Annotated in this window: 24 protein-coding genes and 1 riboswitch; of the genes, 9 read left to right on the top strand and 15 right to left on the bottom strand. The window is 56.8% G+C overall.

All coding sequences use genetic code 11. From position 1 onward, the window contains the following. Positions 1–7 precede the first annotated feature (7 nt). Positions 8–595 (bottom strand): Yip1 family protein, encoded by a 588-nt coding sequence (locus AC6I8X_RS06375; protein ID WP_084878368.1) that lies wholly within the window; start codon positions 593–595, stop codon positions 8–10. A 166-nt stretch (positions 596–761) separates the two neighbouring features. Here AC6I8X_RS06375 and AC6I8X_RS06370 point away from each other — a divergent pair, with 166 nt between their 5' ends. Further along, the gene (locus tag AC6I8X_RS06370; protein WP_313682528.1) at positions 762–1,337 is read left to right on the top strand and encodes a DedA family protein; all 576 of its coding nucleotides are present in this window, start codon (positions 762–764) and stop codon (positions 1,335–1,337) included. On the opposite strand, the gene AC6I8X_RS06365 is transcribed toward AC6I8X_RS06370, so the two are convergent. Next, positions 1,334–2,113 carry an SDR family oxidoreductase gene (locus AC6I8X_RS06365; RefSeq protein ID WP_313682554.1) on the bottom strand — a complete coding sequence of 260 codons (780 nt, stop codon included), beginning with the start codon at positions 2,111–2,113 and terminating at the stop codon, positions 1,334–1,336. The genes AC6I8X_RS06370 and AC6I8X_RS06365 overlap by 4 nt on opposite strands. Positions 2,114–2,231: 118 nt before the next feature. On the opposite strand from AC6I8X_RS06365, the gene AC6I8X_RS06360 reads away from it, so the two are divergent. Next, a complete protein-coding gene (locus AC6I8X_RS06360; RefSeq protein ID WP_416412910.1) occupies positions 2,232–4,046 on the top strand; it encodes a glycoside hydrolase family 15 protein in 1,815 nt (604 codons plus the stop codon). 186 nt (positions 4,047–4,232) lie between these two features. Next, the gene (locus AC6I8X_RS06355) at positions 4,233–5,297 is read left to right on the top strand and encodes a L,D-transpeptidase family protein (RefSeq protein WP_299446686.1); all 1,065 of its coding nucleotides are present in this window, start codon (positions 4,233–4,235) and stop codon (positions 5,295–5,297) included. Positions 5,298–5,432: 135 nt separating this feature from the next. On the opposite strand, the gene AC6I8X_RS06350 is transcribed toward AC6I8X_RS06355, so the two are convergent. After that, positions 5,433–6,458 (bottom strand): CorA family divalent cation transporter, encoded by a 1,026-nt coding sequence (locus tag AC6I8X_RS06350; protein WP_313682522.1) that lies wholly within the window; start codon positions 6,456–6,458, stop codon positions 5,433–5,435. A 164-nt stretch (positions 6,459–6,622) separates the two neighbouring features. Here AC6I8X_RS06350 and AC6I8X_RS06345 point away from each other — a divergent pair, with 164 nt between their 5' ends. Together AC6I8X_RS06345 and ppk2 are read left to right on the top strand one after the other, a co-directional pair. Continuing rightward, entirely contained in the window at positions 6,623–8,230 is a 1,608-nt protein-coding gene (locus AC6I8X_RS06345; protein ID WP_313682520.1) for an inorganic phosphate transporter, read from the top strand. A gap of 12 nt (positions 8,231–8,242) precedes the next feature. Continuing rightward, the gene (gene ppk2 / locus AC6I8X_RS06340) at positions 8,243–9,160 is read left to right on the top strand and encodes a polyphosphate kinase 2 (RefSeq protein ID WP_497840744.1); all 918 of its coding nucleotides are present in this window, start codon (positions 8,243–8,245) and stop codon (positions 9,158–9,160) included. Here the strand turns inward: ppk2 and AC6I8X_RS06335 are convergent. The 4 genes from AC6I8X_RS06335 to AC6I8X_RS06320 all read right to left on the bottom strand — a co-directional run bounded on the left by AC6I8X_RS06335 (position 9,157) and on the right by AC6I8X_RS06320 (position 13,377). Continuing rightward, positions 9,157–10,362, bottom strand: a complete 1,206-nt coding sequence (locus tag AC6I8X_RS06335; protein WP_313682518.1) for an MFS transporter — start codon at positions 10,360–10,362, stop codon at positions 9,157–9,159. The two genes, ppk2 and AC6I8X_RS06335, sit on opposite strands and share 4 nt — an antisense overlap. A 76-nt stretch (positions 10,363–10,438) precedes the next feature. Then, a complete protein-coding gene (dusC, locus tag AC6I8X_RS06330; RefSeq protein WP_313682516.1) occupies positions 10,439–11,395 on the bottom strand; it encodes a tRNA dihydrouridine(16) synthase DusC in 957 nt (318 codons plus the stop codon). Positions 11,396–11,399: 4 nt separating this feature from the next. Continuing rightward, entirely contained in the window at positions 11,400–12,764 is a 1,365-nt protein-coding gene (gene rhlE, locus AC6I8X_RS06325) for an ATP-dependent RNA helicase RhlE (RefSeq protein ID WP_299446713.1), read from the bottom strand. A 220-nt stretch (positions 12,765–12,984) separates the two neighbouring features. Beyond that, positions 12,985–13,377: a YbhQ family protein gene (locus AC6I8X_RS06320; protein ID WP_299446716.1), complete on the bottom strand. Its 393-nt coding sequence runs from the start codon at positions 13,375–13,377 to the stop codon at positions 12,985–12,987. A gap of 176 nt (positions 13,378–13,553) precedes the next feature. Between AC6I8X_RS06320 and AC6I8X_RS06315 the strand changes: the two genes are divergently transcribed. The 3 genes from AC6I8X_RS06315 to AC6I8X_RS06305 are packed head-to-tail and all read left to right on the top strand — an operon-like array spanning position 13,554 to position 16,539. After that, positions 13,554–14,315, top strand: a complete 762-nt coding sequence (locus AC6I8X_RS06315; RefSeq protein WP_313682513.1) for an endonuclease/exonuclease/phosphatase family protein — start codon at positions 13,554–13,556, stop codon at positions 14,313–14,315. After that, positions 14,312–15,556 carry a cardiolipin synthase ClsB gene (gene clsB, locus AC6I8X_RS06310; RefSeq protein WP_313682511.1) on the top strand — a complete coding sequence of 415 codons (1,245 nt, stop codon included), beginning with the start codon at positions 14,312–14,314 and terminating at the stop codon, positions 15,554–15,556. The genes AC6I8X_RS06315 and clsB overlap by 4 nt, the downstream gene beginning before the upstream one ends. Then, positions 15,556–16,539 carry a lysylphosphatidylglycerol synthase domain-containing protein gene (locus AC6I8X_RS06305; protein ID WP_497840743.1) on the top strand — a complete coding sequence of 328 codons (984 nt, stop codon included), beginning with the start codon at positions 15,556–15,558 and terminating at the stop codon, positions 16,537–16,539. Before clsB ends, AC6I8X_RS06305 begins: the two co-directional genes overlap by 1 nt. 84 nt (positions 16,540–16,623) lie before the next feature. Here AC6I8X_RS06305 and AC6I8X_RS06300 read toward each other — a convergent pair whose 3' ends face one another. The 7 genes from AC6I8X_RS06300 to moaA all read right to left on the bottom strand — a co-directional run bounded on the left by AC6I8X_RS06300 (position 16,624) and on the right by moaA (position 21,264). After that, complete coding sequence (locus AC6I8X_RS06300) at positions 16,624–17,331, bottom strand: Bax inhibitor-1/YccA family protein (RefSeq protein ID WP_299446728.1); 708 nt, start codon at positions 17,329–17,331, stop codon at positions 16,624–16,626. Positions 17,332–17,389: 58 nt separating this feature from the next. Beyond that, complete coding sequence (locus tag AC6I8X_RS06295) at positions 17,390–18,484, bottom strand: DUF1615 domain-containing protein (protein ID WP_497840742.1); 1,095 nt, start codon at positions 18,482–18,484, stop codon at positions 17,390–17,392. A gap of 80 nt (positions 18,485–18,564) precedes the next feature. Next, positions 18,565–19,017, bottom strand: a complete 453-nt coding sequence (gene moaE, locus AC6I8X_RS06290; protein ID WP_299446815.1) for a molybdopterin synthase catalytic subunit MoaE — start codon at positions 19,015–19,017, stop codon at positions 18,565–18,567. Positions 19,018–19,019: 2 nt separating this feature from the next. Continuing rightward, on the bottom strand, positions 19,020–19,265 hold the full coding sequence (gene moaD, locus AC6I8X_RS06285) for a molybdopterin synthase sulfur carrier subunit (protein ID WP_208714386.1): 246 nt from the start codon (positions 19,263–19,265) through the stop codon (positions 19,020–19,022). After that, entirely contained in the window at positions 19,258–19,743 is a 486-nt protein-coding gene (moaC, locus tag AC6I8X_RS06280) for a cyclic pyranopterin monophosphate synthase MoaC (protein WP_497840741.1), read from the bottom strand. The genes moaD and moaC overlap by 8 nt, the downstream gene beginning before the upstream one ends. 2 nt (positions 19,744–19,745) lie before the next feature. Then, positions 19,746–20,261 (bottom strand): molybdenum cofactor biosynthesis protein B, encoded by a 516-nt coding sequence (gene moaB / locus AC6I8X_RS06275; protein ID WP_299446739.1) that lies wholly within the window; start codon positions 20,259–20,261, stop codon positions 19,746–19,748. A 16-nt stretch (positions 20,262–20,277) separates the two neighbouring features. Then, positions 20,278–21,264: a GTP 3',8-cyclase MoaA gene (moaA, locus tag AC6I8X_RS06270; RefSeq protein ID WP_299446742.1), complete on the bottom strand. Its 987-nt coding sequence runs from the start codon at positions 21,262–21,264 to the stop codon at positions 20,278–20,280. Then, positions 21,255–21,387: riboswitch (molybdenum cofactor riboswitch) on the bottom strand. Its footprint overlaps the gene before it by 10 nt. Before the next feature lie 193 nt (positions 21,388–21,580). On the opposite strand from moaA, the gene AC6I8X_RS06265 reads away from it, so the two are divergent. Continuing rightward, positions 21,581–22,483, top strand: a complete 903-nt coding sequence (locus AC6I8X_RS06265) for a gluconeogenesis factor YvcK family protein (protein ID WP_299446745.1) — start codon at positions 21,581–21,583, stop codon at positions 22,481–22,483. A 76-nt stretch (positions 22,484–22,559) separates the two neighbouring features. Here the strand turns inward: AC6I8X_RS06265 and uvrB are convergent, their stop codons facing one another. Continuing rightward, entirely contained in the window at positions 22,560–24,581 is a 2,022-nt protein-coding gene (gene uvrB, locus AC6I8X_RS06260) for an excinuclease ABC subunit UvrB (protein WP_299446748.1), read from the bottom strand. Positions 24,582–25,194 lie beyond the last annotated feature (613 nt).

Raw genomic sequence — 25,194 nt, 5'->3', positions numbered from 1 at the left:
ATGCACGTCAGAACAGCTTCGGTCCATAGCCCCACAGAATCACGGTTAACGCCAGCAGCACTTCAAACACCAGCACCCCAATCGCCAGCGTCGAGCCGGAGAAACGCAGGCTCTCTTCTTTATCGATATTGAGGAATACCGGGATACCGACGAATAACAGATAGCCGGTGTACACCAGCGCCAGCGTCCCTACCAGCAGACAAAGCCAGACCAGCGGATAAAGCGCCACCAGGCCGCTCATAAACAGCGGTGTCGCGACATAGCCCGCAAACACGGTACAACGCTGGATGCTGGGGCGTTGCGGATAATTACGAGCCATCCAGTGGATAACACGTCCCATTACCGCCACCCCACCGAGGATGACGAGATAAAACAGAATGCCGAGACCAATACCGGTCAGCATGTTGAGTTGTACAAATTGCCCCTCGCCCAGATTCCAGCCCAACTGTGTGGTGCCGATAAAGGCGCAGATCACCGGGATCGCCGCCATTAGCAGAACATGGTGGGTATAATGGTGCGAGACGCTCTCGTTTTCCTGCTTGATGTCGCGCATTTCCTGATTAGGATGCGCGATAAGTCCCCAGACATGATTCATAAAATCACTCCTCTGATGCGACGGGCTGCCCCCAACGCTCAGGCTGACCAGCGCAGGCAGCTTCACTTCAAGTATAATCGGCGCTGTCGTTTTTGCGGCAAGCGGCACAAAAAATCACCTGCGGGTGTAGACTGTTACAAGGGTTGATAACAACAGGGAGGACGATTTGCATCTTGATATCAACGGATTAATTAGCCAGTACGGCTACCTGGCGCTGCTGATTGGCTGTATCGCCGAAGGGGAAACCTTTACCCTGCTGGGGGGTGTGGCAGCTCATGAAGGCTTGTTGCACTTCGGCGGCGTGGTATTGGCCGCGATGGGGGGCGGCATTATCGGTGACCAGCTGCTGTTCTGGCTCGGCCGTCGTTTTGGCACCCGTATCCTGCGCCGTTTTAAAAAGCATCAGGACACCATCCACAAAGCCAGCCGCCTGATTCAGCGTCACCCCAGCCTGTTTGTGATTGGCGTGCGTTTTATGTACGGTTTCCGCATTGTCGGGCCGATTATCATCGGCACCAGCCGTCTTAAACCACTGCGCTTTCTGCTGCTGAATGTGATTGGGGCCGCCCTCTGGGCGCTGATCTTTGTCACCCTTGGCTATTTTGCCGGGGAGATCATCACCCCGTGGCTGCATAAACTCGATCAGCATTTCAAACATCTGCTGTGGCTGGTGGCGGCGGTGGGATTTGCCATCCTGTTGCGCTACGTCATCCGTCGCTGGAACCGCCGCCGTGTCGATTAATTGTGATACCCCTTAAACTGCGGATTCGCCAGCATAAAGCCACCATCGACAATAAACGATTGTCCGGTGGTGTAGGTGGCCCATTCCGAGCACAGCCAGGCCACTAAACTCGCCACTTCGCGCGTGTCGCCCGGTCGCCCGATGGGGATTTCTGGCATGCGCGTACTGCGCGCGTCCTCGTTACGCAGGTGATTCATCGGTGTCGCTATCGCGCCCGGTGCCACCGCGTTGACGAGGATATGGTGCGGTAGCAGGCTGAGGGCCATCGATTTGGTCAGGCCGCCAAGGGCATGTTTTGCTGCGGTGTAAGCCGTCGCATCGGGCAATGGCGTGTGTTCATGCACCGAGGTGATGTTGATGATGCGCCCCCCATTACCCTGATCCACCATATAGCGGGCGGCAATCTGACCGCAGACAAACGCCCCATCGACATCGACACTGAAAACCTTGCGCCAGTCTTCAAAGGTGACATCGAGAAAATCCGCTTTGGTCATCACCCCTGCGTTGTTGACCAGCACATCAATCCGTCCGAGTGACGCAATCAGCTGCACCAGCTGCTGCCCACCGGCCTGTGGATCGGAAAGATCCAGCTGCCGTACCTGCGCCTGCTGACCACGGCTTTCAACCTGCCGCGCGGTCTCATGCGCCCCCTCTTCGTCCGAACGCCAGGTGATACCGAGGGTATAGCCCGCCTCGGCCAGCATAAGTGCACAGCTGCGCCCAATGCCTGAATCGGAAGCGGTCACCACCGCCACTTTCTGTTTTACCAGCGCCATCATGTTCTCCTTTTTGTCGGGTGTCTCCTCAGTATAGAAGTTATCCTTCTGTGCCTCGCCGCAGCCATAAATACCGCTTCGGCTATAGTTAACAACGGAATAGCGTAAAGGAGGCAGGATGAGCGAGATCAAACGCAAAATTGACGACCACGGCGTAATTGGCGATTTACGTACCTGTGCTCTGGTCGCCAGCGATGGCACCATCGACTATCTGTGCTGGCCGGAACTCGATAGCCCGTCCGTGTTTAGCGCCCTGCTCGACAGCGACGAAGCGGGTCTGTTTTCGCTGGCACCGCAGTGGAAAAATGCGCGCCAGCAGCAACTCTATCTGCCTGATACCAATATCCTGCAAACCCGTTGGCTCGGCGATGAGGGCGTAGCGGAGATCACCGATTACATGCCGATCTGCGACGACAGCAGCAAGCTGCCGCGCGTGGTACGCCGGGTGAAAATGGTACGCGGTTCCGCGCGTTTCAAATTGCTGTGCTCACCGCGCCACGATTACGCCCGTGCAGAAATCCGGACCGAAGTACGCCCCGGTGGTATCGCCTTCCATGCCGAAGGCCAGCCTTCGCTGCGTCTGAGCGCCAGCGTCGTGATGACGCGGGAAACCCACGCGGCCACCGCCGATTTCACCTTACAGGCGGGCGAGCACGCCGAATTTGTGTTTGGCAGCGATGAAGATCCGCATCTGGACAAGATTGCCACCGAGCACTGCTTCCGTGACACCCTGCACTACTGGCGGCGCTGGAGCCGCCACAGCTCCTATCGCGGACGCTGGCAGGAGATGGTGACGCGCTCCGCGCTGGCGCTGAAAATGCTGACCTCCCATCAGCATGGTTCAATTGCCGCTGCCGCCACCTTTGGCCTGCCGGAAGAACTGGGCGGTGAGCGCAACTGGGATTATCGCGCCTCCTGGATCCGTGATGCGTCATTCAGCATGTATGCCCTGATGCGCCTCGGTTACGTCGAAGAAGCGAAACACTTTACCCACTGGGTAGGCCGCTGTGTTGAACATAGCCATGACGACAGATCGCATTTGCAGGTGATGTATCGCCTTGACAGCAGCACTGAACTGCACGAAACCGAGCTGCTGAATCTCTCCGGCTATGCCAACTCGCGCCCGGTGCGCATCGGCAACGATGCCTGGCGGCAGACGCAGCTGGACATTTATGGCGAGCTGATGGACGCCATCTATCTCGCCAACAAATATGGCGAGGCGATTTCCCAGCGCGGCTGGCAGCATGTGGTCAACATGATCAATTACGTGTGCGATCACTGGCAGCAACCCGACGCCGGGATCTGGGAGATGCGCGGCGAGCCGGAGCATTTTCTCCATTCGCGTCTGATGTGCTGGGTGGCGCTGGATCGCGCGTTACGCCTTGGCCTGAAACGTTCACTGCCCATGCCCTACGAGCGTTGGGATCGGGAACGCAGCGCCATCCGCGCCGATATCTGGCAAAACTTCTGGAACCCGGAGCTGGGCCACTTCACCGCCACGCGCGGTGGCCGTTTTCTTGATGCGTCGATGCTGCTGATGCCGCTGGTTCGTTTTGTCGGTGCCACCGATCCCGACTGGATCGCAACTCTGGATGCCATCAAAGTCCAGCTGGTGAGCGACGGACTGGTAAGGCGCTACAACATCAGCGAAACGCCCGCCGATGCATTGAAGGGTGGAGAAGGTTCTTTTGCCGCTTGTTCGTTCTGGTATGTGGAGTGTCTGGCACGCGCGGGACGGGTGCACGAAGCGCATTTCGAGTTTGAAAAGTTGCTGAGCTATGCCAATCCGCTGGGGTTGTATGCCGAGGAATTCACCCCGCACGGCATGGCGCTGGGCAATATGCCACAGGCGCTGACTCATCTGGCGCTGATCAGCGCGGCGTTCTTTCTCAACCGCAAACTCAGCGGGGAAGTGACGCTATGGCAGCCCTGAATGCAGGCCAGCGAAAAATAACACAGAAGGGTTATTACAGCTTTTTACGTAAAGTATCATCAACCTGTTAAAATCGTGATTCCCATCACCGCTTCTATGCACATATAATGCGCAGCGGGTCAATAAGACCAAGATGGGTTCGACACACTGACATGCCTGAAACACGGCTATAACGACTTGAAAAACATGAAAAAGAGCATTCGCGCGTTCGCTTCACTCGCCCTCGTACTGGCGGCGTTCAGCCAGTCGGCCTTTGCGGTGGTTTATCCGCTACCGCCTGCTAACAGCCGTCTGATCGGCGAAAACATCCAAATCACCGTGCCTCAGGACAGCAGACTTCCGCTGGAAGCCTTTGCGGCGCAATACCAGATGGGCCTCAGCAACATGCTGGAAGCCAATCCGGGTGTTGACGTCTATCTGCCGAAAGCCGGTACTAACATGGTGATCCCGCAGCAGCTGATTCTGCCTGACGCTCCGCGCGAAGGTATTGTGATCAACAGTGCTGAAATGCGTCTTTATTACTACCCGAAAGGCACCAAAACCGTGGTAGTACTGCCAATCGGTATCGGTGAGCTGGGTAAAGATACCCCGATCAACTGGACCACCAGCGTACAGCGCAAAAAAGCTGGCCCGACCTGGACACCGACCAAAGCGATGCACGCCGAATACGCGTCACGTGGTGAAATTATCCCGGAAGTGTTCCCGGCAGGCCCGGATAACCCGATGGGCCTCTACGCGCTGTACATCGGTCGCCTGTATGCCGTCCACGGCACCAACGCCAACTTTGGTATCGGCCTGCGCGTCAGCCACGGTTGCGTGCGCCTGCGTGCGGATGACATCAAATGGCTGTTCGACAACGTGCCAGTCGGTACGCGCGTACAGTTTGTTGACCAGCCGGTGAAAGCCTCCGTCGAGCCAGACGGTTCACGCTACATCGAGGTTCACAACCCGCTGTCAACCACGGAAGAACAGTTCAACTCGCGTGAAATCGTGCCGATCACCCTGACTGCTGCGGTGACCAAAGTGATTGCCGATGCCAGCACCAATCAGGATGCAGTGAACAACGCGATCCAGGCACGTAGCGGCATGCCGACCAAAATTAATGGTCCGGCAGGTGAAGCGCAACCTGCACCGATCCCGGTACAGGAAACGCCAGACGCGATGCCGAAAGAGGAGCCGATGACGCCGCAGGGCGCCGTGATCCCGACTCCGGCTGCGGCCAATACCGCCACTGCCAATAATAATTCTTAATCCTGACGGATAAGATCAGGCCAGCCTGCGGGCTGGCTTTTTTTTGGCCGCTGCCAAAAAAAGCGCGATAAATCGCGCCGCTACGGTTGTGTGCGGTCTGTCGCGGCGCAATTTATCACGCAATGCGGGCAAGATTTATTCGTAGGGTCGCCGCAGCGCCAGCCAGCCGGCCACCAGGGTAAACGCCAGCACCACCAGCACCAGCAGCAAAAAACCGTGCGGATTACTCGCCAGCGGGATACCGCCGACATTCATACCAAAGAATCCCGCCACGATATTGATCGGCAGCGCCAGTACGGTAATCACCGTCAGCAAAAACAGCGTGCGGTTGCTCTGCTCCATCAAACGGGCGGCAATCTCCTCCTGCAACAGGCGAATACGCTCCATCAGGCTGGCGAGATCGTTTAACGCTACGCTGAACTCTTCGGTAAAAATTCGTAGCTCGCTCAACTGCTCCCGCTTCAGCCAACCCGGTGGCCGGTTGAGCAAACGAAACAATGCCGCCGGTTCCGGTGCCAGCAAGCGCTGAATACGCAGCAACATCCGCCGCAGACGTCCCAGCTCGCTGCGGTTGGCTTTGATCGCCGGACTGAGCAGACGTTCTTCTATGGCATCCACCGCCGCGCTGGAACGGCGCACCACCTGCTCCAGCTGTGCCTCCTGTTCGCCCAGCAACCACAGCAGCAGCGCATCAGGCTGGCGAAACTGCAAGCGATCCAGTTGCTGGTGCATACGTTCAATCATCCCCACCGGCCGGTAACGCGCGCTGACAATAATCTGCTCGCGGCACCAGATCCACAGGGTGGCGTTCTGCGCACTGCGCTCTTCCTTGCTAAAAGTCACATCATTGAGTACCGCCAGCAGCGCATCATTTTGCTGTGCCAGCCGGGTGCGAGGCGAGGCGGAATGGATCTCATCGAAGAAATCGCTGTCTACTGCAAAATGGACCTGAACCCAGCGCTCAGCCCGGGCGTGGTTAAGGTTGATATGCAGCCAGAGAAAGTGGGCTTCCGGTAACGTCTGACGTGCCAGTTGCGCCGCTTCGCGTGCACTGAGTCGCTGGGGTGGCAGGTCAGGGGTGAACAGGTAACCATGAATCAGCCCGGCCACTTCATTATTGAAGTCGGGCAACGTAGTGAGCGGCAGAACAGGCTGGAGCATAGCGATCAAAAAATCCGGCTGCGGACAGATCCACAGCCTGCGTCAGCAATATGACAGAACGATGACAGCAAGCCCGCGACATCATCATTCTGTCATACAAAGCAGGTATCACACTGCGGGTAACGGTTGCCATTCGGCACCGTCATCCACCATCGGGGTGTGTTATGAGTGATAACAGTTTACCTGCATCAGCGTCATCAGGCGCTGGACGCCCGAATCTGCATCAACGCGGCGGTCGTTTTTCCCGCTCGCTGTTTCTGCTGCTGGTGCTCGCCGGTCTGGCTTTCACCGCTATCAACCTGTTTAACGATGTCTCTGATACCGGCGCGCCGGTCACAAGCTATACCCCTTTTCTGCTGCTTGGGCTGGCGCTGCTGATCGCCCTCGGCTTTGAGTTCGTCAATGGCTTTCACGATACTGCCAACGCGGTGGCTACAGTGATTTATACCCATTCGCTCACACCTGGTGTGGCGGTGGTCTGGTCCGGTTTATGTAACTTTCTCGGTGTACTACTCTCCAGCGGTGTGGTGGCGTTCGGCATTATCTCGCTGCTGCCGGTGGAACTGATTTTGCAGGCCGGAAGCGGCAACGGCTTTGCTATGGTGTATGCGTTATTGTTCTCGGCGATTATCTGGAACCTCGGCACCTGGTACTTTGGCCTCCCCTCTTCCTCCTCGCATACGCTGATTGGTTCGATTATCGGCGTCGGCGTGGCCAATGCGCTGCTGCATGGCCGCAGTGGCACCAGCGGTGTGGACTGGGACCAGGCACTGAAAGTCGGCTACTCGCTACTGCTGTCGCCGATTGTCGGTTTTCTCTGTGCCGCCCTGCTGCTGCTGGCGATGAAGGCGTTAATTCGTAACCGTCAGCTGTATGAAGCGCCGAAGAATGACCAGCCGCCGCCGGTCTGGATTCGTGGCTTGCTGATCCTCACCTGCACTGGTGTGTCCTTTGCTCACGGCTCAAATGATGGGCAGAAAGGCATGGGCCTGATTATGCTGATTCTGGTCGGCACCATGCCCATCGCCTACGCCCTGAACCGGTCGCTGCCGCCGGATCAGATCCCACGCGTCGCTGCTTTAACTCAGGTGACCGAGCAACAACTTCTGTCCCTGCAACCCACCCCCGCCACCATGCCTGCACCGCGCGAGGTGCTGACTGAATTTGTGCGTACCGGGCAATCGCGCCCGCAGGTGTTACCGGCACTGGGCATCATGCTGGGGGATATTGGCGATCAGATCCGACGCTACGGCTCGATGGAGAACATCCCGGCGCAGTCAGTCACCAACACGCGTAATGACATGTATCTGGCATCCGAGTCCATCAAGCATCTGCAAACGGCCAAAGTTGCACTGCCGGAGGAAACCGAGCGCAATCTGACAGCGGTGAAACGTGAGCTGGACAGCGCCACCCGCTTTATCCCGATGTGGGTGAAAGTGGTGGTCGCCATCGCGTTGGGTCTCGGCACCATGGTGGGCTGGCGGCGCATTGTGGTGACGGTGGGCGAACGTATTGGTAAAACCCACCTCAATTATGCCCAGGGAGCCAGCGCTGAACTGGTGGCGATGGCCACCATCGGAGCTGCCGACGGCTTTGGTCTGCCGGTTTCCACCACCCATGTGCTCTCTTCTGGCGTGGCGGGCACCATGGCGGCCAACCGTTCGGGCTTACAGCTTGCTACCCTGCGCAACCTGGCCGTCGCCTGGGTGCTGACACTACCGGTTTCTATTCTTCTTTCGGGCTTGCTTTACGCCCTGTTTATCCATCTTTAACGGTGACTGGATATGGCCACACACGACAATACTTTTCAAAGCGAGACCTTCCACCAACGCCTGCTCCAGGAGTTCTACGATAGCTACGACGAAGAACTCGAAATGGAACTGGACGACCTGCGTTTTGGCGACAGCCAGCCACAGGCCGATGACGAAAAGACCTGGCGACGTCAGTATTTCCGCGAATTGCTGCATTTGCAGGGCGAACTGGTGAAGATGCAGGATTGGGTGATGCGCACCGGGCATCGCATGGTGATTCTGTTTGAAGGACGCGATGCTGCCGGTAAAGGCGGCGTGATCAAACGCATCACCCAGCGCCTTAACCCGCGCACTTGCCGGGTTGCGGCGTTGCCCGCGCCGAACGATCGCGAGAAAACCCAATGGTATTTTCAGCGTTATATCGCCCATTTACCTGCCGCAGGTGAGATGGTGCTGTTCGACCGCAGCTGGTACAACCGTGCCGGGGTGGAACGCGTGATGGGGTTTTGTAACGATGACGAGGTTGAAGAGTTTTATCGCAGCGTGCCGGAGTTCGAAAAAATGCTGACGCGCAGCGGGATTCAGATCGTCAAATACTGGTTTTCTATCACCGATGAGGAGCAAGAGCTGCGCTTCCTCAGCCGTATTCATGATCCGCTGAAGCAGTGGAAACTCAGCCCGATGGATCTGGAAAGCCGCCGCCGCTGGGAAGAGTATACCGAGGCGAAGGAGGAGATGCTGGCACGTACCCACATCGACGAAGCGCCGTGGTGGGTGGTACAGGGCGTGGATAAGAAGCGCGCTCGTCTCAATTGCATCAGCCATCTGCTGCAACAGGTGCCTTACGAAGAAAGCGAGCAAAAGGCGATTGTGTTACCGGTGCGCGAGCGTCATGAAGACTATCGTCGGGCACCGGTGCCGGATCATATGATCGTACCGGAAAAGTATTAACCCGCAGTTGGCACGGTCGTGCGGCGACCGTGCTGCTGTTGCAGGCGCAGCGTAATCAGAAATGCGCCGAGCACCATCAGCGCTGCCGCCAGGTAGACCGATTGCATCCCCCAGTGACTGATCAGCAATCCCGCCACCGGACCGGTCAACCCCAGTCCCAAATCCAGAAAGGCGGAATAAGTGCCGAGCGCCGAGCCCTGATCCTGCTGCTGTACCTGTTTTACCGCCTCCACTCCCAGTGCCGGGAAGATCAGCGAGAACCCCGCCCCGGTGAGAAACGCCCCCAGGTCCACCAGCCAGGCACTGTCTGCCTGCCAGATCAACAGCAGACCGGCACATTCCAGTACAAAGGAGACCAGCGACACTTTCAGGCCACCGAAACGCGTGATGTAACGGCCAAAGCCAAGACGCACAATGACAAAGCCGAGGCTAAACACCGTCAGCGCAAAGGCTGCCCCGCTCCAGTCACGGCTGGCAAAATAAAGGGTGATAAAGGTGGAAATCACCCCAAAGCCGATGGTACCGAAACCGAGTGCCAGACCGAACAACCATACGCGGCTGACCACACGATGGAACGGAATACGCACGCCCGCCGTCACGCTGACCGGAGGTTTCTGATACGCCAGCACAAAACCCACAATGCCCATCAGTACCACCAGACCGGCAAAACCGCTGAGTCCAAACCATTGATTCAGCAGCACCCCGAGCGGTGCACCAATCGCCATAGCAAAGTAGGTGGCGACCCCGTTCCAGGAAATCACCCGCGCTGTCTGCAACGGCCCGACAATATTCATGCCCCACAGCGTCGAGCCGGTACTGCTGAAGCTCTCCCCGACGCCGAGAAACACCCGTCCCAGTGCCAGCAGCAGCAAGCTAAGCACCGGCAGGTCACGGCATAACGCGGCGACAATCGACAGCACGCCGCTCATGCCACAGCAGATCAAACCGAGCATCACCACGCGTTTCGGACCAAAGCGATCCGCCAGGCGACCAGAATGCGGACGACTCATCAGGGTGGCGAAATACTGCACACTGATGATCAACCCCGCCATAAAGGAGCTGAAACCGAGCTGGTTATGCACAAATCCCGGCAGCACCGCCAGCGGCAGCCCTACGGAGAGATAGCAAAAAAAGGTGAAAATCAGGACGGAGACAATACGTTTATTTAACTGAGCATTACTCAGTACAGCGGCGTCAGACATGAGCGGTGGCGTAGCGTAACTGGGTGAAGTTGAAGCACTACTATACCCTTAGCCTGCTAATGGGTCGCGGGTTTTTTTATGTCTGGTTTATGCAGCTTTCGGCATGACGCTCAATCGCCGTGGCAATCTCAGCCGAGACTTTCAATGTGCGAATTTCGCTGAACAGCCCATCGGCCTCGTGATACGCCTTACGCAAATAGCCCAGCCATTGCTTAATTCGTGCCACATGATACAAACCAGTATCGCCCTGCTTTTCCAGCTGGGTGTATTTCTGTAACAGCGTCACCACATCCGGCCACGCCATTGGGGCTTCGTTATACTTCACCACCCGGCTCAGATTCGGCACGTTGAGCGCGCCGCGTCCCAGCATCACTGCATCGCAACCGGTGATGCGCAGACAATCCTGCGCATCCTGCCAGTTCCAGATTTCACCATTGGCAATCACCGGAATGCGCAGACGCTGACGAATTTCGCCAATCGCCTGCCAGTTGATGCTTTCGGCCCGGTAGCCTTCTTCTTTGGTACGGCCATGCACCACCAGTTCGCTGGCACCCGCCTGCTGCACCGCATCGGCGATTTCGAAACGGCGCTCGCTGGAGTCCCAGCCGAGACGCACTTTGACCGTCACCGGCAGATGACCCGGCACGGCTTCCCGCATCGCTTTGGCTCCGCGGTAAATCAGTTCCGGATCTTTCAGCAGCGTAGCGCCACCGCCGCTGCCGTTAACCAGCTTTGACGGACAGCCACAGTTGAGATCAACCCCCCAGGAACCCAGCTCCACCGCACGCGCGGCGTTTTCTGCCAGCCACTCGGGATATTGTCCCAGCAATTGCAGCCGCACGCGCGTACCAGACGGCGTGCGGCTGTGGTATTGCAGTTCCGGGCAGAGACGATAGAAGGATTTTACCGGCAGCAGCTGATCGACCACGCGCAAAAACTCGGTGATGCACAGGTCATAATCATTCACTTCCGAGAGCAGCTCGCGCACCAGCGAATCGAGCACGCCCTCCATCGGCGCCAGTAATACCCTCATGGTCTTAGACGTTTCCGCTTTTCTTCGCTGCCGGGCGACGAGAACGAGCCGGTCCCTGACCCTGGCCTGCGCTCTGTCCCTGACGACGCGGTCCGCGGTTTTCACCCTGCGGACGCGGCGGACGGCCTTCGCCCTGCGGACGTGGGTTACCACCCTGCCCCGGACCACGGCCACGACCGCGCTGCTGTTGCTGCTGACGACCATTCTGGATCGGCTCCGCTTTGATGTTCGGATCCGGTTCAAAGCCTGGCAGCGCTATGCGCGGAATTTCGCGCTTCAGCAAACGTTCGATATCACGCAGCAGTTTGTGCTCGTCAACGCAGACCAGCGACAACGCCGCGCCGGTTGCCGCCGCACGGCCGGTACGGCCAATACGGTGCACATAATCTTCCGCTACGTTAGGCAGCTCGTAGTTCACCACGTGCGGCAATTCTTCGATATCAAGACCACGCGCCGCGATATCGGTCGCGACCAGCACACGAATGCCGCCGGTTTTAAAATCGGCCAGCGCCCGGGTACGTGCGCCCTGGCTTTTGTTGCCGTGGATCGCCGCAGCGGTGATGCCATCTTTATTCAGCTGTTCTGCCAGATGGTTAGCACCGTGTTTGGTACGGGTGAACACCAGCACCTGCTGCCAGTTATCGCGACCGATCATCAGCGACAGCAGCTCGCGCTTGCGTTTCTTATCAACAAAATGAACCTGCTGCGAAACCTGCTCAGAAGCGGTGTTGCGGCGTGCCACTTCCACCTGCTCCGGGTTGTTGAGCAGTTTTTCTGCCAGTGCTTTGATCTCGTCCGAGAAGGTGGCGGAGAACAGCAGGTTCTGACGTTTAGCCGGCAGTTTTGCCAGCACACGACGGATATCGTGGATAAAGCCCATATCCAGCATGCGGTCCGCTTCGTCCAGTACCAGGATTTCCACCTGGGACAGATCAACCGCATTCTGGTGCGCCAGGTCGAGCAGGCGGCCCGGTGTTGCCACCAGCACATCTACGCCGCCGCGCAGTTTCATCATTTGTGGGTTAATGCTGACGCCACCAAATACCACCAGCGAACGCAGGTCAAGGTACTGGCTGTAATCACGTACGTTTTCACCAACCTGAGCCGCCAGCTCACGGGTAGGTGTCAGGATCAGGGCGCGTACCGGACGACGTCCGCGTGCCGGAGCCGCTTTCGCGGACAGACGCTGTAACAATGGCAGCGTAAAACCAGCCGTTTTACCGGTGCCGGTCTGGGCGCTCGCCAACAGGTCACGACCAGCCAGCACCACGGGAATTGCCTGACGCTGAATTGGCGTCGGTTCGCGATAGCCTTGTTCTGCTACCGCACGCAAAATATCGGCGCTCAGGCCGAGAGAGTCAAAAGACATGCAGGTGTATTACTCCGAACCGCCCTGATCGCCGCGGGCGATGTAGTTTTCAGGGGGGATATGACGCAAGCCTGAGGCTCACGTGTGAAAAGGGCACAAACTACCATGCGTAAGGGCGCGAGTGTAGCAGCTTTGCGCCAGCAGCGCGACCCGCAAATAGCCACACATCATCGGCATAAAAAAAGGAGCCGCCAGGCTCCTTTTTGTCAGAAGTGCGCGGTTAGCTGCGCTTCTTCTCCACGTGCTGTGCGGGCTCTTTGGCCAGTAGCGATACCAGCGCCGGTCCCACCAGCATCACCACACCCAGGCAACCCAGCAACAGGTTGTTATGGATAATGCGTGAAACCAGGAACAGCGTCAGCATGGCTGCGCCGAAGTAGTAAGTGGTAGTCACCTCTTCCAGAGAATCGCCAAGCATACGCAAACGGGCACTACGCTGCGTGACCAGCATGGTGATAAACACCACAACATAAGCCGCCACCAGGGTACTGCTCACTTCAACCAGCGCCTTATGTTTCCAGCCCCAAACCAGCGCAGCAATGACCAGCAAATGCATGGCGATATGAACGCAGGTTTGTCCGGTAACAATCTGAACACGATTAGACCATTTCATTCTCTTCTCCTGGCAGACCCAACAGGTCGCCCAAGTGTATCTGGCGCTAGCCAGACGGATTTCCTCAATGTAAAGCAAATTTCGGATAACGCCCTAATTTTCTGCTCTTTTCGCCACCCATTTGTGACAAAGACTACACTTTATTCTGTTGTTGATGAAAAGGAGCGCGTCCGAGTATGCCACAAAATGCGCAGAGATTTTCATTTAAAGTCCTGACGATCAATACCCATAAAGGGTTCACCAGCTTTAACCGCCGCTTTATCCTGCCGGAATTACGCGACGCGGTACGTGCCACCTCGGCGGATATTGTCTTCCTGCAGGAGGTGATGGGCACCCATGCCATCCATTCATTACATATTGAAAACTGGCCGGAAACCTCACATTACGAGTTTATCGCCGACAGCATGTGGCACGATTATGCCTATGGTCGCAACGCCGTCTATCCCGAAGGACATCACGGGAACGCGATATTGTCACGTTTTCCGATTATTGCGTACGAAAATCGCGATATTTCCGTTGCCGGTGGTGAAAATCGCGGCATGTTGCACTGCAAAATCAGCCTGCCAGGGCAACCGCTGCCACTGCACGTCATCTGCGTCCACCTTGGCCTGCGTGAACCGCATCGCCGGGCGCAGATGCGTATGATGTGCGAAGTCATCGCCTCGCTGCCACCCGATGCCCCACTGGTGGTAGCCGGTGATTTTAACGACTGGCAGGTTCGCGCCAATAAGTTTCTCAAACGCCACGCCGGACTGGACGAGGTATTCAGCATTAAACATGGCCGTCCGGCACGCACTTTCCCGGCGCGTTTCCCGCTGCTGCGGCTGGATCGTATTTATGTGCGCAATGCTTCCATCAGCCAGCCGTGGGCGTTACCCGTGCGGCCCTGGTCGCATCTTTCCGATCATGCACCGCTGGCCGTGGAGATCTCCCTGTGAATTTCAACTGGCGTGATGGCAATCAGCTACGCCTGCTGGAGAACGGCGAAGCCTTCTTTCCCCGCGTGATGGCAGCGATTCAGCGTGCTGAACGTACCTTGCTGCTGGAGACGTTTATCCTGTTTGAGGATCAGGTGGGTACAGCGCTCCATCGCGAACTGCTGGCGGCGGCCCAGCGCGGGGTCAGGGTCGAGGTGATGGTGGACGGCTATGGTTCGCACGAACTTTCCGCCAGCTACATCAATAGCCTGACCGCTGCTGGTGTGCGTTTTATCTTTTATGATCCCCGCCCGCTGGTGCTGGGGATGCGTACCAACGTGTTTCGCCGTCTGCATCGCAAAACCGTGGTGATTGATGAAACCCTCGCCTTCGTCGGGGGGATCAATTTCTCCGCCGAACACAATAGTGACTATGGACCGGAAGCCAAACAGGATTACGCCGTCGAAGTGAAAGGACCGGTGGTGCTGGATATTGCCCGCTATGTACAACAGGCTCTCGGCAGCAAGCAGGTGACCCGGCGCTGGTGGGGAACGCGCTCGCATCGTCCGGCGCTGAATGCCCTGCCCGGCGATGCGCAGGTGTTGTTTGTCTTTCGCGACAACGATGACCACCGCGATGATATCGAACAGCATTACCTCGATATGCTGCGCAAAGCAAAACAAGACGTGATCATCGCCAACGCCTACTTCTTCCCGGGTTATCGCCTGCTGCGCGAGATGCGTCACGCGGCACAACGTGGCGTGCGCGTACGACTGGTGGTGCAGGGAGAGCCGGATATGCCGATTGTGAAAGTCGGCGCCGAGCTGCTTTACAACTATCTGGTCGATGCCGGGGTGGAGGTGTACGAATATTGCCGCCGCCCGCTGCATGCCAAGATTGCAGTGCAGGACAGCCAATGGTCAACGGTGGGGTCCAGCAATCTCGACCCGCTCAGCCTGTCGCTGAATCTGGAAGCCAATCTGATGATCCACGATCGCCGTTTCAATCAGACGTTGCGCGACAACCTGGAACAGTTGCTGCAACAGGATTGCGAGCGGGTACGCGACGATAAACTGCCGCCGCGAACCTGGTGGCAACTGACCAAAAGCGTGATGGCGTTTCACTTTTTGCGCCACTTCCCGGCGATTGCTGGCTGGTTGCCCGCCCATACGCCGCGTCTGGCGCAGGTTGCTCCCCCGGTACAACCGGAGCTGGAAACGCAGGATCGGGTAGAAACCGATAACGAAGGAGCTAAGCCCTGATGAGTAAAAAGCATTCTCGCTGGCAGCGGGTGAAGAAAATTCTCACCTGGCTATTTTTCATCGCGGTGATCGTGCTGTTGGTGGTGTACGCACGCAAAGTGAACTGGGACGACGTTATTGATGTGATCGTCAATTACAACCGCACGGTGATCCTCACTGCCGTCGGGCTGGTGGTGGTCAGTTACCTGACCTACGGCGTTTATGATTTGATTGGTCGCGCTTACTGCGGGCACAAGCTGGCCAAACGCCAGGTGATGCTGGTGTCGTTTATCTGTTATGCCTTCAATCTGACGCTCAGTACCTGGGTCGGTGGCGTAGCGATGCGCTATCGCCTTTACTCGCGGCTGGGTTTACCGGGCGGCACCATCACGCGGATTTTCTCGCTGAGCATCGCCACCAACTGGCTGGGTTATATTCTGCTGGCGGGTGTGGTATTTGTCGCAGGGATGGTGCCGATTCCCCAGGGCTGGTTTATTGGCGGCCAGACGCTGCGCATCATTGGCGGTTGTCTGCTGACTGGTGTCGCGCTGTATCTGTGGGCCTGTGCCTTTGCCAAACGACGTCGCTGGACGGTAAAAGGTCAGCACCTGCAACTGCCTTCACTGCGTATGGCGCTGTTTCAGTTCGCGGTATCCTGCGCCAACTGGATGGTGATGGGGGCGATTATCTGGCTGCTGCTGGCGCAACGGGTTGACTATCCGGTGGTGCTGGGTGTGCTACTGATTAGCAGTATCGCGGGGGTGATTATCCATATTCCGGCCGGGATTGGCGTCCTGGAGGCGGTCTTCCTCGCGCTGCTCAGCGGACAACATGTGTCGCACGGCACCATTATCGCGGCGCTGCTGGCTTATCGCGTGTTGTATTTTATTTTACCGCTGCTGCTGGCACTGGTGTTGTATCTGTGGCTGGAGAGTCGCGCCCGGCATTTACGCCAGCAGAATGAACGTCGGATGGGGAAATCGGAAAAAAGCATATCATCGTAGCGGCGCGATAAATCGCGCGGATTTTTGGTCGCTGCGCAGGAACACCTGCGCGATAAATCGCGCCGCTACCGGGTATGTGCGGGTTTAGCGGCGGTTACCGAAAATCCGCAGCAGCATCAGGAACAGGTTGATGAAGTCGAGATATAACGTCAGCGCGCCCATAATTGAGAAACGACGCAGGTTCTCTTTATCATCCACATTGACCGTCTCACCAATCGCTTTCAACTTCTGGGTATCGTAGGCAGTCAGGCCAACAAACACCACCACGCCGATATAGGTGATGGCCCACATCAACGCCGGGCTTTTCAGCCAGAAGTTAACCAGCGACGCCAGCAAAATACCAATCAGCGCCATAAACAGCAGGCTGCCAAAACGGCTGAGGTCACGTTTGGTGGTGTAGCCATAAAAACTCATGGCACCAAACATCCCGGCAGTCACAAAGAAGGTGCTGGCGATAGACGAATAAGTATAAACAAGGAAAATGCTGGCGATCGTCAGGCCGGTAAGCGCCGAATACAGCATAAACAACGCGGTTGCCACCGCGCCGCTCAGACGATGCACCATCCCGGACAGCACAAACACCACTGCCAGCTGCACAATGATCAGGCCAAAGAAGGTGATGCGGTTAGCAAACACCAGCTCCATCACTGCGGGTGTGCGGGCAGCGAACCAGGAAACAAACGCCGTCAGCAGCAAACCACAGGTCATCCAGCCATACACCTGCGCCATATAGGTTTGCAGCCCGGCCGAGGCCTGCTGCACGATTGAATCGTTACGTGGATATCGGTCCATGATGCACCTCTTAGTAGTTAGACAAACTCTGTAAGTGTGGAGCTTACGCCCCGCCGCGTCAACGGCGCGTCAAACACTGTTGATAACGGCTATCTACGCGCTGGGCAAACCAGGCGGTGGTGAGATTACGGGTAATTTTCGGGCTTTCCAGTTTAATGCCTGGCAGCATTTCACGCGGCAGCCGTTTGCCCGCCATTTTGTCCGCCAGGGTGAAGAGTTGTTTCCACAGCACGCTGTCGCTGAAGTCGGGTTGCTCCCCCTTCTCCAGGTCGCGGCGAATTTCCCGGTTGCTCATATCCAGCTGCTTACTCAGCGTGCGCACCGCCAGCTCGGTTGATCCGGCCGCATCGCTACCGTATTGAATCAAATCACCGTCCAGCGCCAGTTTGATGCCGCTGGCGCGTGCCACTGCCGCCTGGAAAGCTGCGTTGCGGCTGGCGTACCATCCGGCATTGAAATCGGCAAAGCGGTACAGTGGCGCGGAGTAATCCGCCGGATAGCCCAGCAGATGCATGATGCCAAAATACATGCCACCGTGCCGGGTAAAGACTTCGCGACGAATGGTGCCATCCACCGGCCACGGATAACCTTTGGCGTGCGCCTCGGCAAAGGCGATGCTGACCTGCATCGGCCCTCCGGTGTGAATCGGGTTGAGGTTACCAAACAATTTCTGGCCCATCGGCACCATATCGATAAAGTCATCAAAAATAGCGCTGAGCTCTTTCTCGCTGCGGACTTTGTCGAGACGCGCGGCATAGCTTTCACCGCTGGGGGATTTAATCAATAACGCGGTACGCACCACAAAGGCCGGAATATGCAGCTTCGCCGCGCGACGATCGATTTCGCCCCAGGCGATTTTCGGCAGCCCCGGAACGTTGGCATCCGCGCTGAAGTTGGATTCCTGATCGGCGATGGCGATCACCGCACACAGGTTACTGACGCTGGGATCCAGTTGCTGCGTGCGGAAGGCCGTGTAGATATCGTCAGCCCAGTCGGCTTTCTGCGTGACATGGCTGGGCAGCAGCTGGCGGATTTGCGCCTTGACGTCCGTTGGCTGGCGTACCGGTGCCTGCGGTGGCTTTTTGGTGCTACAACCCGCCAGCACCAGCAAGGCCAGTAATGCGGCGCGTTTGAGGATCACAGTGGTTTTCATCTCGTTCCCTGACGCAAACAAAAACCTTACCTTAACGTTTTCAGTGGCCTGCCGCCATCAGAGCCGGATGGTTTTGCGCGTTACTTCCAGCGCTCCGCTGCCTGATGGTCGCTATCACGCGCATCCACCCAGCGCTCACCTTCGGTAGTGGCTTCCCGCTTCCAGAATGGCGCGCGGGTTTTCAGGTAATCCATGATGAATTCTGCCGCCGCAAAGGCGGTGCTGCGATGCGCACTGCTGACACCGACAAACACGATTTCGTCGCCAGGGAAGAGCGCACCGACGCGGTGAATCACCGATACCTGTTGCAGCGCCCAACGCTGACGGGCCTCATCGACGATTTCCTTCAGCGCTTTTTCCGTCATGCCCGGATAATGCTCCAGCGTCAGTGCTGCCACGCTGTCGCCGAGATTGTGATTGCGCACTTTACCGGTGAAGGTCACCACGGCGCCGTCGCTGTCATGCGCCGACAACCAGGCATACTCCTGTGCCACGCTAAATGCCTCGTGGCCGACACGAATGCGGGTTTCCATCATTAACCTCCGGTTACCGGGGGGAAAAAGGCCACTTCATCACCGGCGCGCAGCGGGTGGCTCATCGGCACCAGGGTTTGATTGACCGCCGCCAGCAATTTGCCGGATTCCAGCGCCAGCGCCCAGCGATCATTTTTCGCCGCCAGCGCATGGCGCAAGGCCGCCACATCAGCATATTCAGGCGTCAGTTCCAGCGCGCTGGTGCCGGTCAGCTCACGGACCTGGGCAAAAAACAGCACCTTAATCATGCTGCACCGCCTGAAAATCACCGGATTTGCCGCCGCTTTTGCTCAGCAAACGCAGCTGGTCGATGACGATATCTTTTTGTACCGCTTTGCACATGTCATAGATGGTCAGGGCCGCGACCGACGCGGCGGTCAGCGCTTCCATTTCGACACCGGTTTTACCGGTGAGACGGCAGCGTGAAGTGACGCGCACCCGGCTGTGTTCCGGCTCAGCCACCAGCGTCACCTCGACTTTGCTTAGCATCAGCGGATGGCACAGCGGGATCAGTTCCCAGGTGCGCTTGGCCGCCTGAATCCCTGCGACGCGCGCAGTCGCGAACACATCGCCTTTATGGTGGCTGCCATCGATGATCATTTGCAGCGTTTCCGGCTTCATCAGCACCAGCGCTTCCGCCTGGGCTTCACGCACCGTTTCGGATTTGCCGGAGACATCCACCATATGGGCTTCGCCAGCGGCATTGATATGAGTTAACGAGGACATGCTTACAACTTCTTCAAATGAGAGACAAAATTACAGGGACGGGTACGCGCATCCAGTTGATCGACAATGATGCGTTCCCAGGCACTGCGGCAGGCGTTGCTGGAACCGGGTACGGCAAAGATCAGCGTTTGATTTGCCATACCTGCCACCGCGCGTGACTGCAAAGTGGCGCTGCCGATCTCTTCGTATGAGATCATGCGGAACAGCTCGCCAAATCCTTCGATTTCGCGATCAAACAGCGGCAGCAGCGCTTCTGGCGTACTGTTTTTGCTGTTAAAACCGGTGCCACCGTTGACGATCACCAACTGGACATCGTCGCTGGCAATCCAGCGCGACACCGTGGCGCGAATACGATAGCGGTTATCCGGTACGATCGCGTGATCAACCACCTGATGCCCGGCTTCGGTTAGTGCTTCACGCAAATAATCACCTGAGGTGTCGGAACCCGCATCACGGCTGTCAGAAACGGTCAGCACCGCAGCGTTGATGGCAACAAAGTCGCCGGAAGATTTACCCATGGCCATAACTCCTTTGTTAGCCACCAATGAAGGAAAGATTTTGCGTAATACCGGTGTTGCCCTGATGCAGAAAATGTGTCTGCTTTTTCTGCCCAAGGCTGTAGGCGATGCGTGCCTGTAGCTCGTCCTGCTGATCGTCGGATGCCAGCAGATCACGCAGCGGGACCCCGCCGTCGCCAAACAGGCACAGATGCAGGTTACCGATCGCCGACACACGCAGGCGATTGCAGCTGGCACAAAAATCTTTGGCATACGGCATGATCAGACCGATCTCGCCCTGATAATCGGGATGGCGAAACACCTGCGCCGGGCCATCGCTCCGACCGCGCGGCTGGCGCTGCCAGCCCTGCATAATCAGCTGGTCGCGGATCACCTCGCCCGAGATATGATGACGGCGGAACAGGTCGCCGCCTTCCCCGGTTTCCATCAGCTCGATAAAACGTAGCTGGATCGGTCGGGTACGAATCCACTGCAGAAAGGTGTCAAGGCTGTGGCTGTTGACATCGCGCATCAGCACACTGTTGACTTTCACCTGCGCAAAACCGGCCTCAAAGGCGGCATCAATGCCCGCCATGACCTGATGAAACTTGTCCTGCCCGGTGATGGCGTGAAACTGGCGGGCATCAAGGCTATCGACGCTGACATTGAGGGCCGTCAGCCCGGCAGCACGCCATTCGCGAACATCACGCGCCAGACGATAGCCGTTAGTGGTAACGGCTATCTGACGAATGGCGTCATTTTCACGCACTGCGGCAATGATGTCGGTGAAATCACGCCGTAAGGAGGGCTCGCCACCCGTCAGGCGCACTTTTTCAGTGCCCGCGGCCGCAAAGGCTCGCGTCACGCGACGGATTTCATCAAGCGAGAGAAAACTTTTATTGCGCGTCCCCTGAGGTTTGTAGCCCTCGGGCAGGCAATAGGTACAACGGAAGTTACACACGTCCGTGACCGACAAGCGCAGATAATAAAAGCTGCGCGCGTAGCTATCTGTAAGTTGTGACACCTGAACACCTTTCCAAATACGGGAGATGCAGTCATTTCTTTCTGCACCCTGGCAGCTCTGGGCTGCGGCCTGGGCACCGTATCCGAAGACTTAGGTGCACAGGCTAGAGTGTATGTTGCGACTCAAAGCAACACGGTTGCCTGAATGTTAGCGCGATTTGTTGTTCGCTTCCATTAAGGATTTTCGCTATATATATTGATACATAACGTTTTTTCACCGCATTTTCGCGACAGGATACGTTAAAATAACCGACAGATTTTGATACATATCAGTTTAACTGCTGCTCAACGATTGAGCGTCAGTCATAAGGAGCAACATGAATCGTACCCTGGCAGATTTGGATCGTGTGGTGGCGCTGGGCGGCGGCCACGGTCTGGGTCGTGTGATGTCGGCGCTGGCACCGCTTGGCTCGCGTCTGACCGGTATTGTTACCACCACCGACAACGGCGGTTCGACCGGACGCATCCGCCGTTCAGAAGGCGGTATTGCCTGGGGCGATATGCGTAACTGCATCAACCAGTTGATCACCGAACCGAGCGTCGCTTCGGCGATGTTTGAATATCGCTTTACCGGCAATGGCGAACTGGCCGGTCACAACCTCGGCAACCTGATCCTGAAAGCGCTTGACCATCTCAGCGTGCGTCCGCTGGAAGCCATCAATATCATCCGCAACCTGCTGAAAGTGGATGCATTTTTGATTCCGATGTCCGAGCAACCCGTCGATCTGGTGGCCCAGGATAACGAAGGCAATATGGTGTACGGCGAAACCGCAGTTGATGAGATGAAGCAGGCCCCGCAGGAGTTGATGCTGCATCCCAACGTCATCCCCACTCGTGAAGCGCTGGATGCGATTGGCGAAGCGGATTTGATCCTGATTGGTCCCGGCAGTTTCTACACCAGCCTGATGCCGATTCTGCTGATGGAAGAGATGGCGCGCGCATTGCGTCGCACCCCGGCAACCATGGTGTTTATCGGCAACCTCGGCCGGGAACTCAGCCCGGCCGCCGCCAGCCTGACCGTGGCGGACAAACTGGTAATCATGGAAAAAGCGATTGGTAAACGGGTGATTGATGCGGTGATCGTCAGCCCGGCGGCGGATATTCGCGGCGTAGAGGAGCGTTTAATCGTGCGCGAACCGCTGGAGGCCGCCGACATTAAATACCGACATGACCGCCAGCTGCTGCGCGTGGCGCTGGAGCATGCCATCCAGGCATTCTGAAACAAGGCGTGATACATCACGCCGTTACAAATTTGCCACCCGCGCCGTTATTCGTAGCGGCGCGATTTATCGCGCATTACGACGCAGCGATAAACAGCTCGCGTAGTTCATGCAACTGGTCGCGTACCCGTGCCGCCTCTTCAAACTCCAGATTCTGCGCGTGCTGCTGCATCTGCCCTTCCAGCTCGTGAATTTTCTTCTGCATCGCCTGCGGCGTGAGCGCCAGGTAGCTGGCCTCGGCTTCAGCGGCGGTGCGCGATGCCGTTTTGCCCTTGCCACGGGTTTTGACCACGTTTTTACCCAGTTCGAGAATATCGGTGATCTTTTTGTTCAGCCCCTGCGGCACGATGCCGTTTTCTTCATTGTAGCGCTGCTGTTTCTCGCGACGGCGTTCTGTCTCCCCAATGGCGCGAGCCATCGATGGCGTGATCTTATCAGCGTACAGAATTGCTTTACCATTGATGTTACGCGCAGCACGGCCAATGGTCTGAATCAGTGAACGTTCGGAGCGCAGGAAGCCTTCTTTATCGGCATCAAGAATCGCCACCAGCGACACTTCCGGCATATCCAGCCCTTCACGCAGCAGGTTAATCCCCACCAGCACGTCAAACTCACCCAGACGCAGGTCGCGAATGATCTCCATACGCTCCACCGTGTCGATATCCGAGTGCAGATAACGCACCTTTTCACCGTGCTCTTCCAGATACTCGGTCAAATCTTCCGCCATGCGTTTGGTCAGTGTGGTGACCAGCACACGTTCATTGATTTCAACGCGCTTACGGATTTCCGACAGCAGGTCATCCACCTGGGTGGTTACCGGACGCACTTCGAGGATCGGATCGAGCAGGCCGGTCGGACGCACCACCTGATCAATCACTTCATTACCGGATTTCTCCAGCTCGTAGTTACCCGGCGTGGCCGAGACATAGATGGTTTGCGGGGCCAGCGCTTCAAATTCTTCAAAGCGTAGCGGACGGTTATCCAGCGCTGACGGCAGGCGAAAGCCATATTCCACCAGCGTCTCTTTACGCGCGCGGTCACCGCGATACATGCCACCAATCTGCGGAATGGTGACGTGGGATTCATCAACCACCAGCAGACCATCGGCCGGGAGGTAGTCAAACAGTGTTGGCGGTGGCTCGCCCGGCCCACGTCCGGAGAGATAGCGCGAATAGTTTTCGATACCGGAGCAGTAACCCAGCTCGTTCATCATCTCGAGGTCAAACTGGGTACGCTGGGTAATGCGCTGTTCTTCCAGTAATTTATTGTTTTCCAGCAGCACCTGACGGCGTACCACCAGCTCCTTTTTGATCTCTTCCATGGATTGCAGGATGCGTTCGCGCGGTGTGACATAGTGGGTTTTAGGATAGACGGTAAAACGCGGCACCACCGAAACCACCTGGCCGGTGAGCGGGTCAAACAGTGACAGCCGCTCCACTTCTTCATCAAACAGCTCCACGCGCAGCGCGATATCGTCAGATTCGGCCGGGAAGACATCAATCACCTCGCCGCGCACGCGGAAGGTGCCACGCTGGAACACCTGGTCGTTGCGGCTATATTGCAACTCCGCCAGGCGACGCAGAATACTGCGTTGATCAATGATCATGCCGCGCGTCAGATGCAGCATCATTTTCAGGTAAAGATCGGGATCGCCCAGGCCGTAGATCGCCGAAACCGACGCCACCACAATCACGTCACGCCGTTCCAGCAGCGCCTTGGTGGCAGACAGACGCATCTGCTCAATATGCTCATTCACCGACGCATCTTTTTCTATAAAGGTGTCGGAGCTGGGCACATAAGCTTCTGGCTGATAGTAGTCGTAGTAGGAGACGAAAAACTCCACCGCGTTATCCGGGAAGAACTCCTTCATCTCGCCGTAAAGCTGAGCCGCCAGCGTCTTGTTAGGAGCCAGTACCATGGTAGGCCGGTTAAGATCGGCAATCACATTGGCCACGGTAAAGGTTTTTCCCGAACCGGTCACCCCCAGCAGCGTCTGATGCGCCAGGCCATCCTCCAGCCCCTCTTCCAGACGACGAATGGCCTCAGGCTGGTCCCCTGATGGTTTAAAAGCGGAGTTGAGTTTAAAGGCTTTACTCATGGTTTTGCGGTTCCTGCTGGAGAAGTCGGCGGGCAGGCTGCTAATTCTACTCTGCCAGCGCGAATTTGCCAGTAAAAAATACTGGATATATTTACATATATGCTGCACGATTACGGGGAGGCGTGGCGACTCGCCACAGTGCAATTTTAACAACGACAGGTAACACCTTGTGGTACAAGGTTATCCCCAGAAAGGAGATGCTTTTAACATTTGTCAATAGAGCGTCATAAAATTGCAGTCTGATGACGAGCAAGATAATTCTCAGGCTTGATTTTAACTAACATGTTGATTTATTAGAAAATCACTAAAAAGCCCAGTTTCTCAGCATAATGTATGCAGGCCGCGTATTTCCTCGCTTGCGCTCTGTTTTCAGTCTCTAATGCACAAGGTTATCCACAGGAATAGTGGATAACTGATGGCAGCCCCGCCCCCATCGCCTGTGCATAATTTTCTCCGGCTTGTCCTGACGTGCGAAAAAATTTTTTTTTGCGTTTATTTTTCTCACAACCCGCGCGGCATTAACTATTCTTTTTCCGTGCTGAGGGGGTCTGCTGGATGAAATTTCCAGTAAATAAGGCCACTTATTCCTGCCGGTTCTGCCTTATGCCAGATC

The sequence above is a fragment of the Pantoea sp. X-Soil-TKNS-1280 genome (assembly GCF_059730475.1).
The sequence above is the reverse complement of the archived record's forward strand: the minus strand, read 5'-3'. Positions and strand labels throughout refer to the sequence as shown.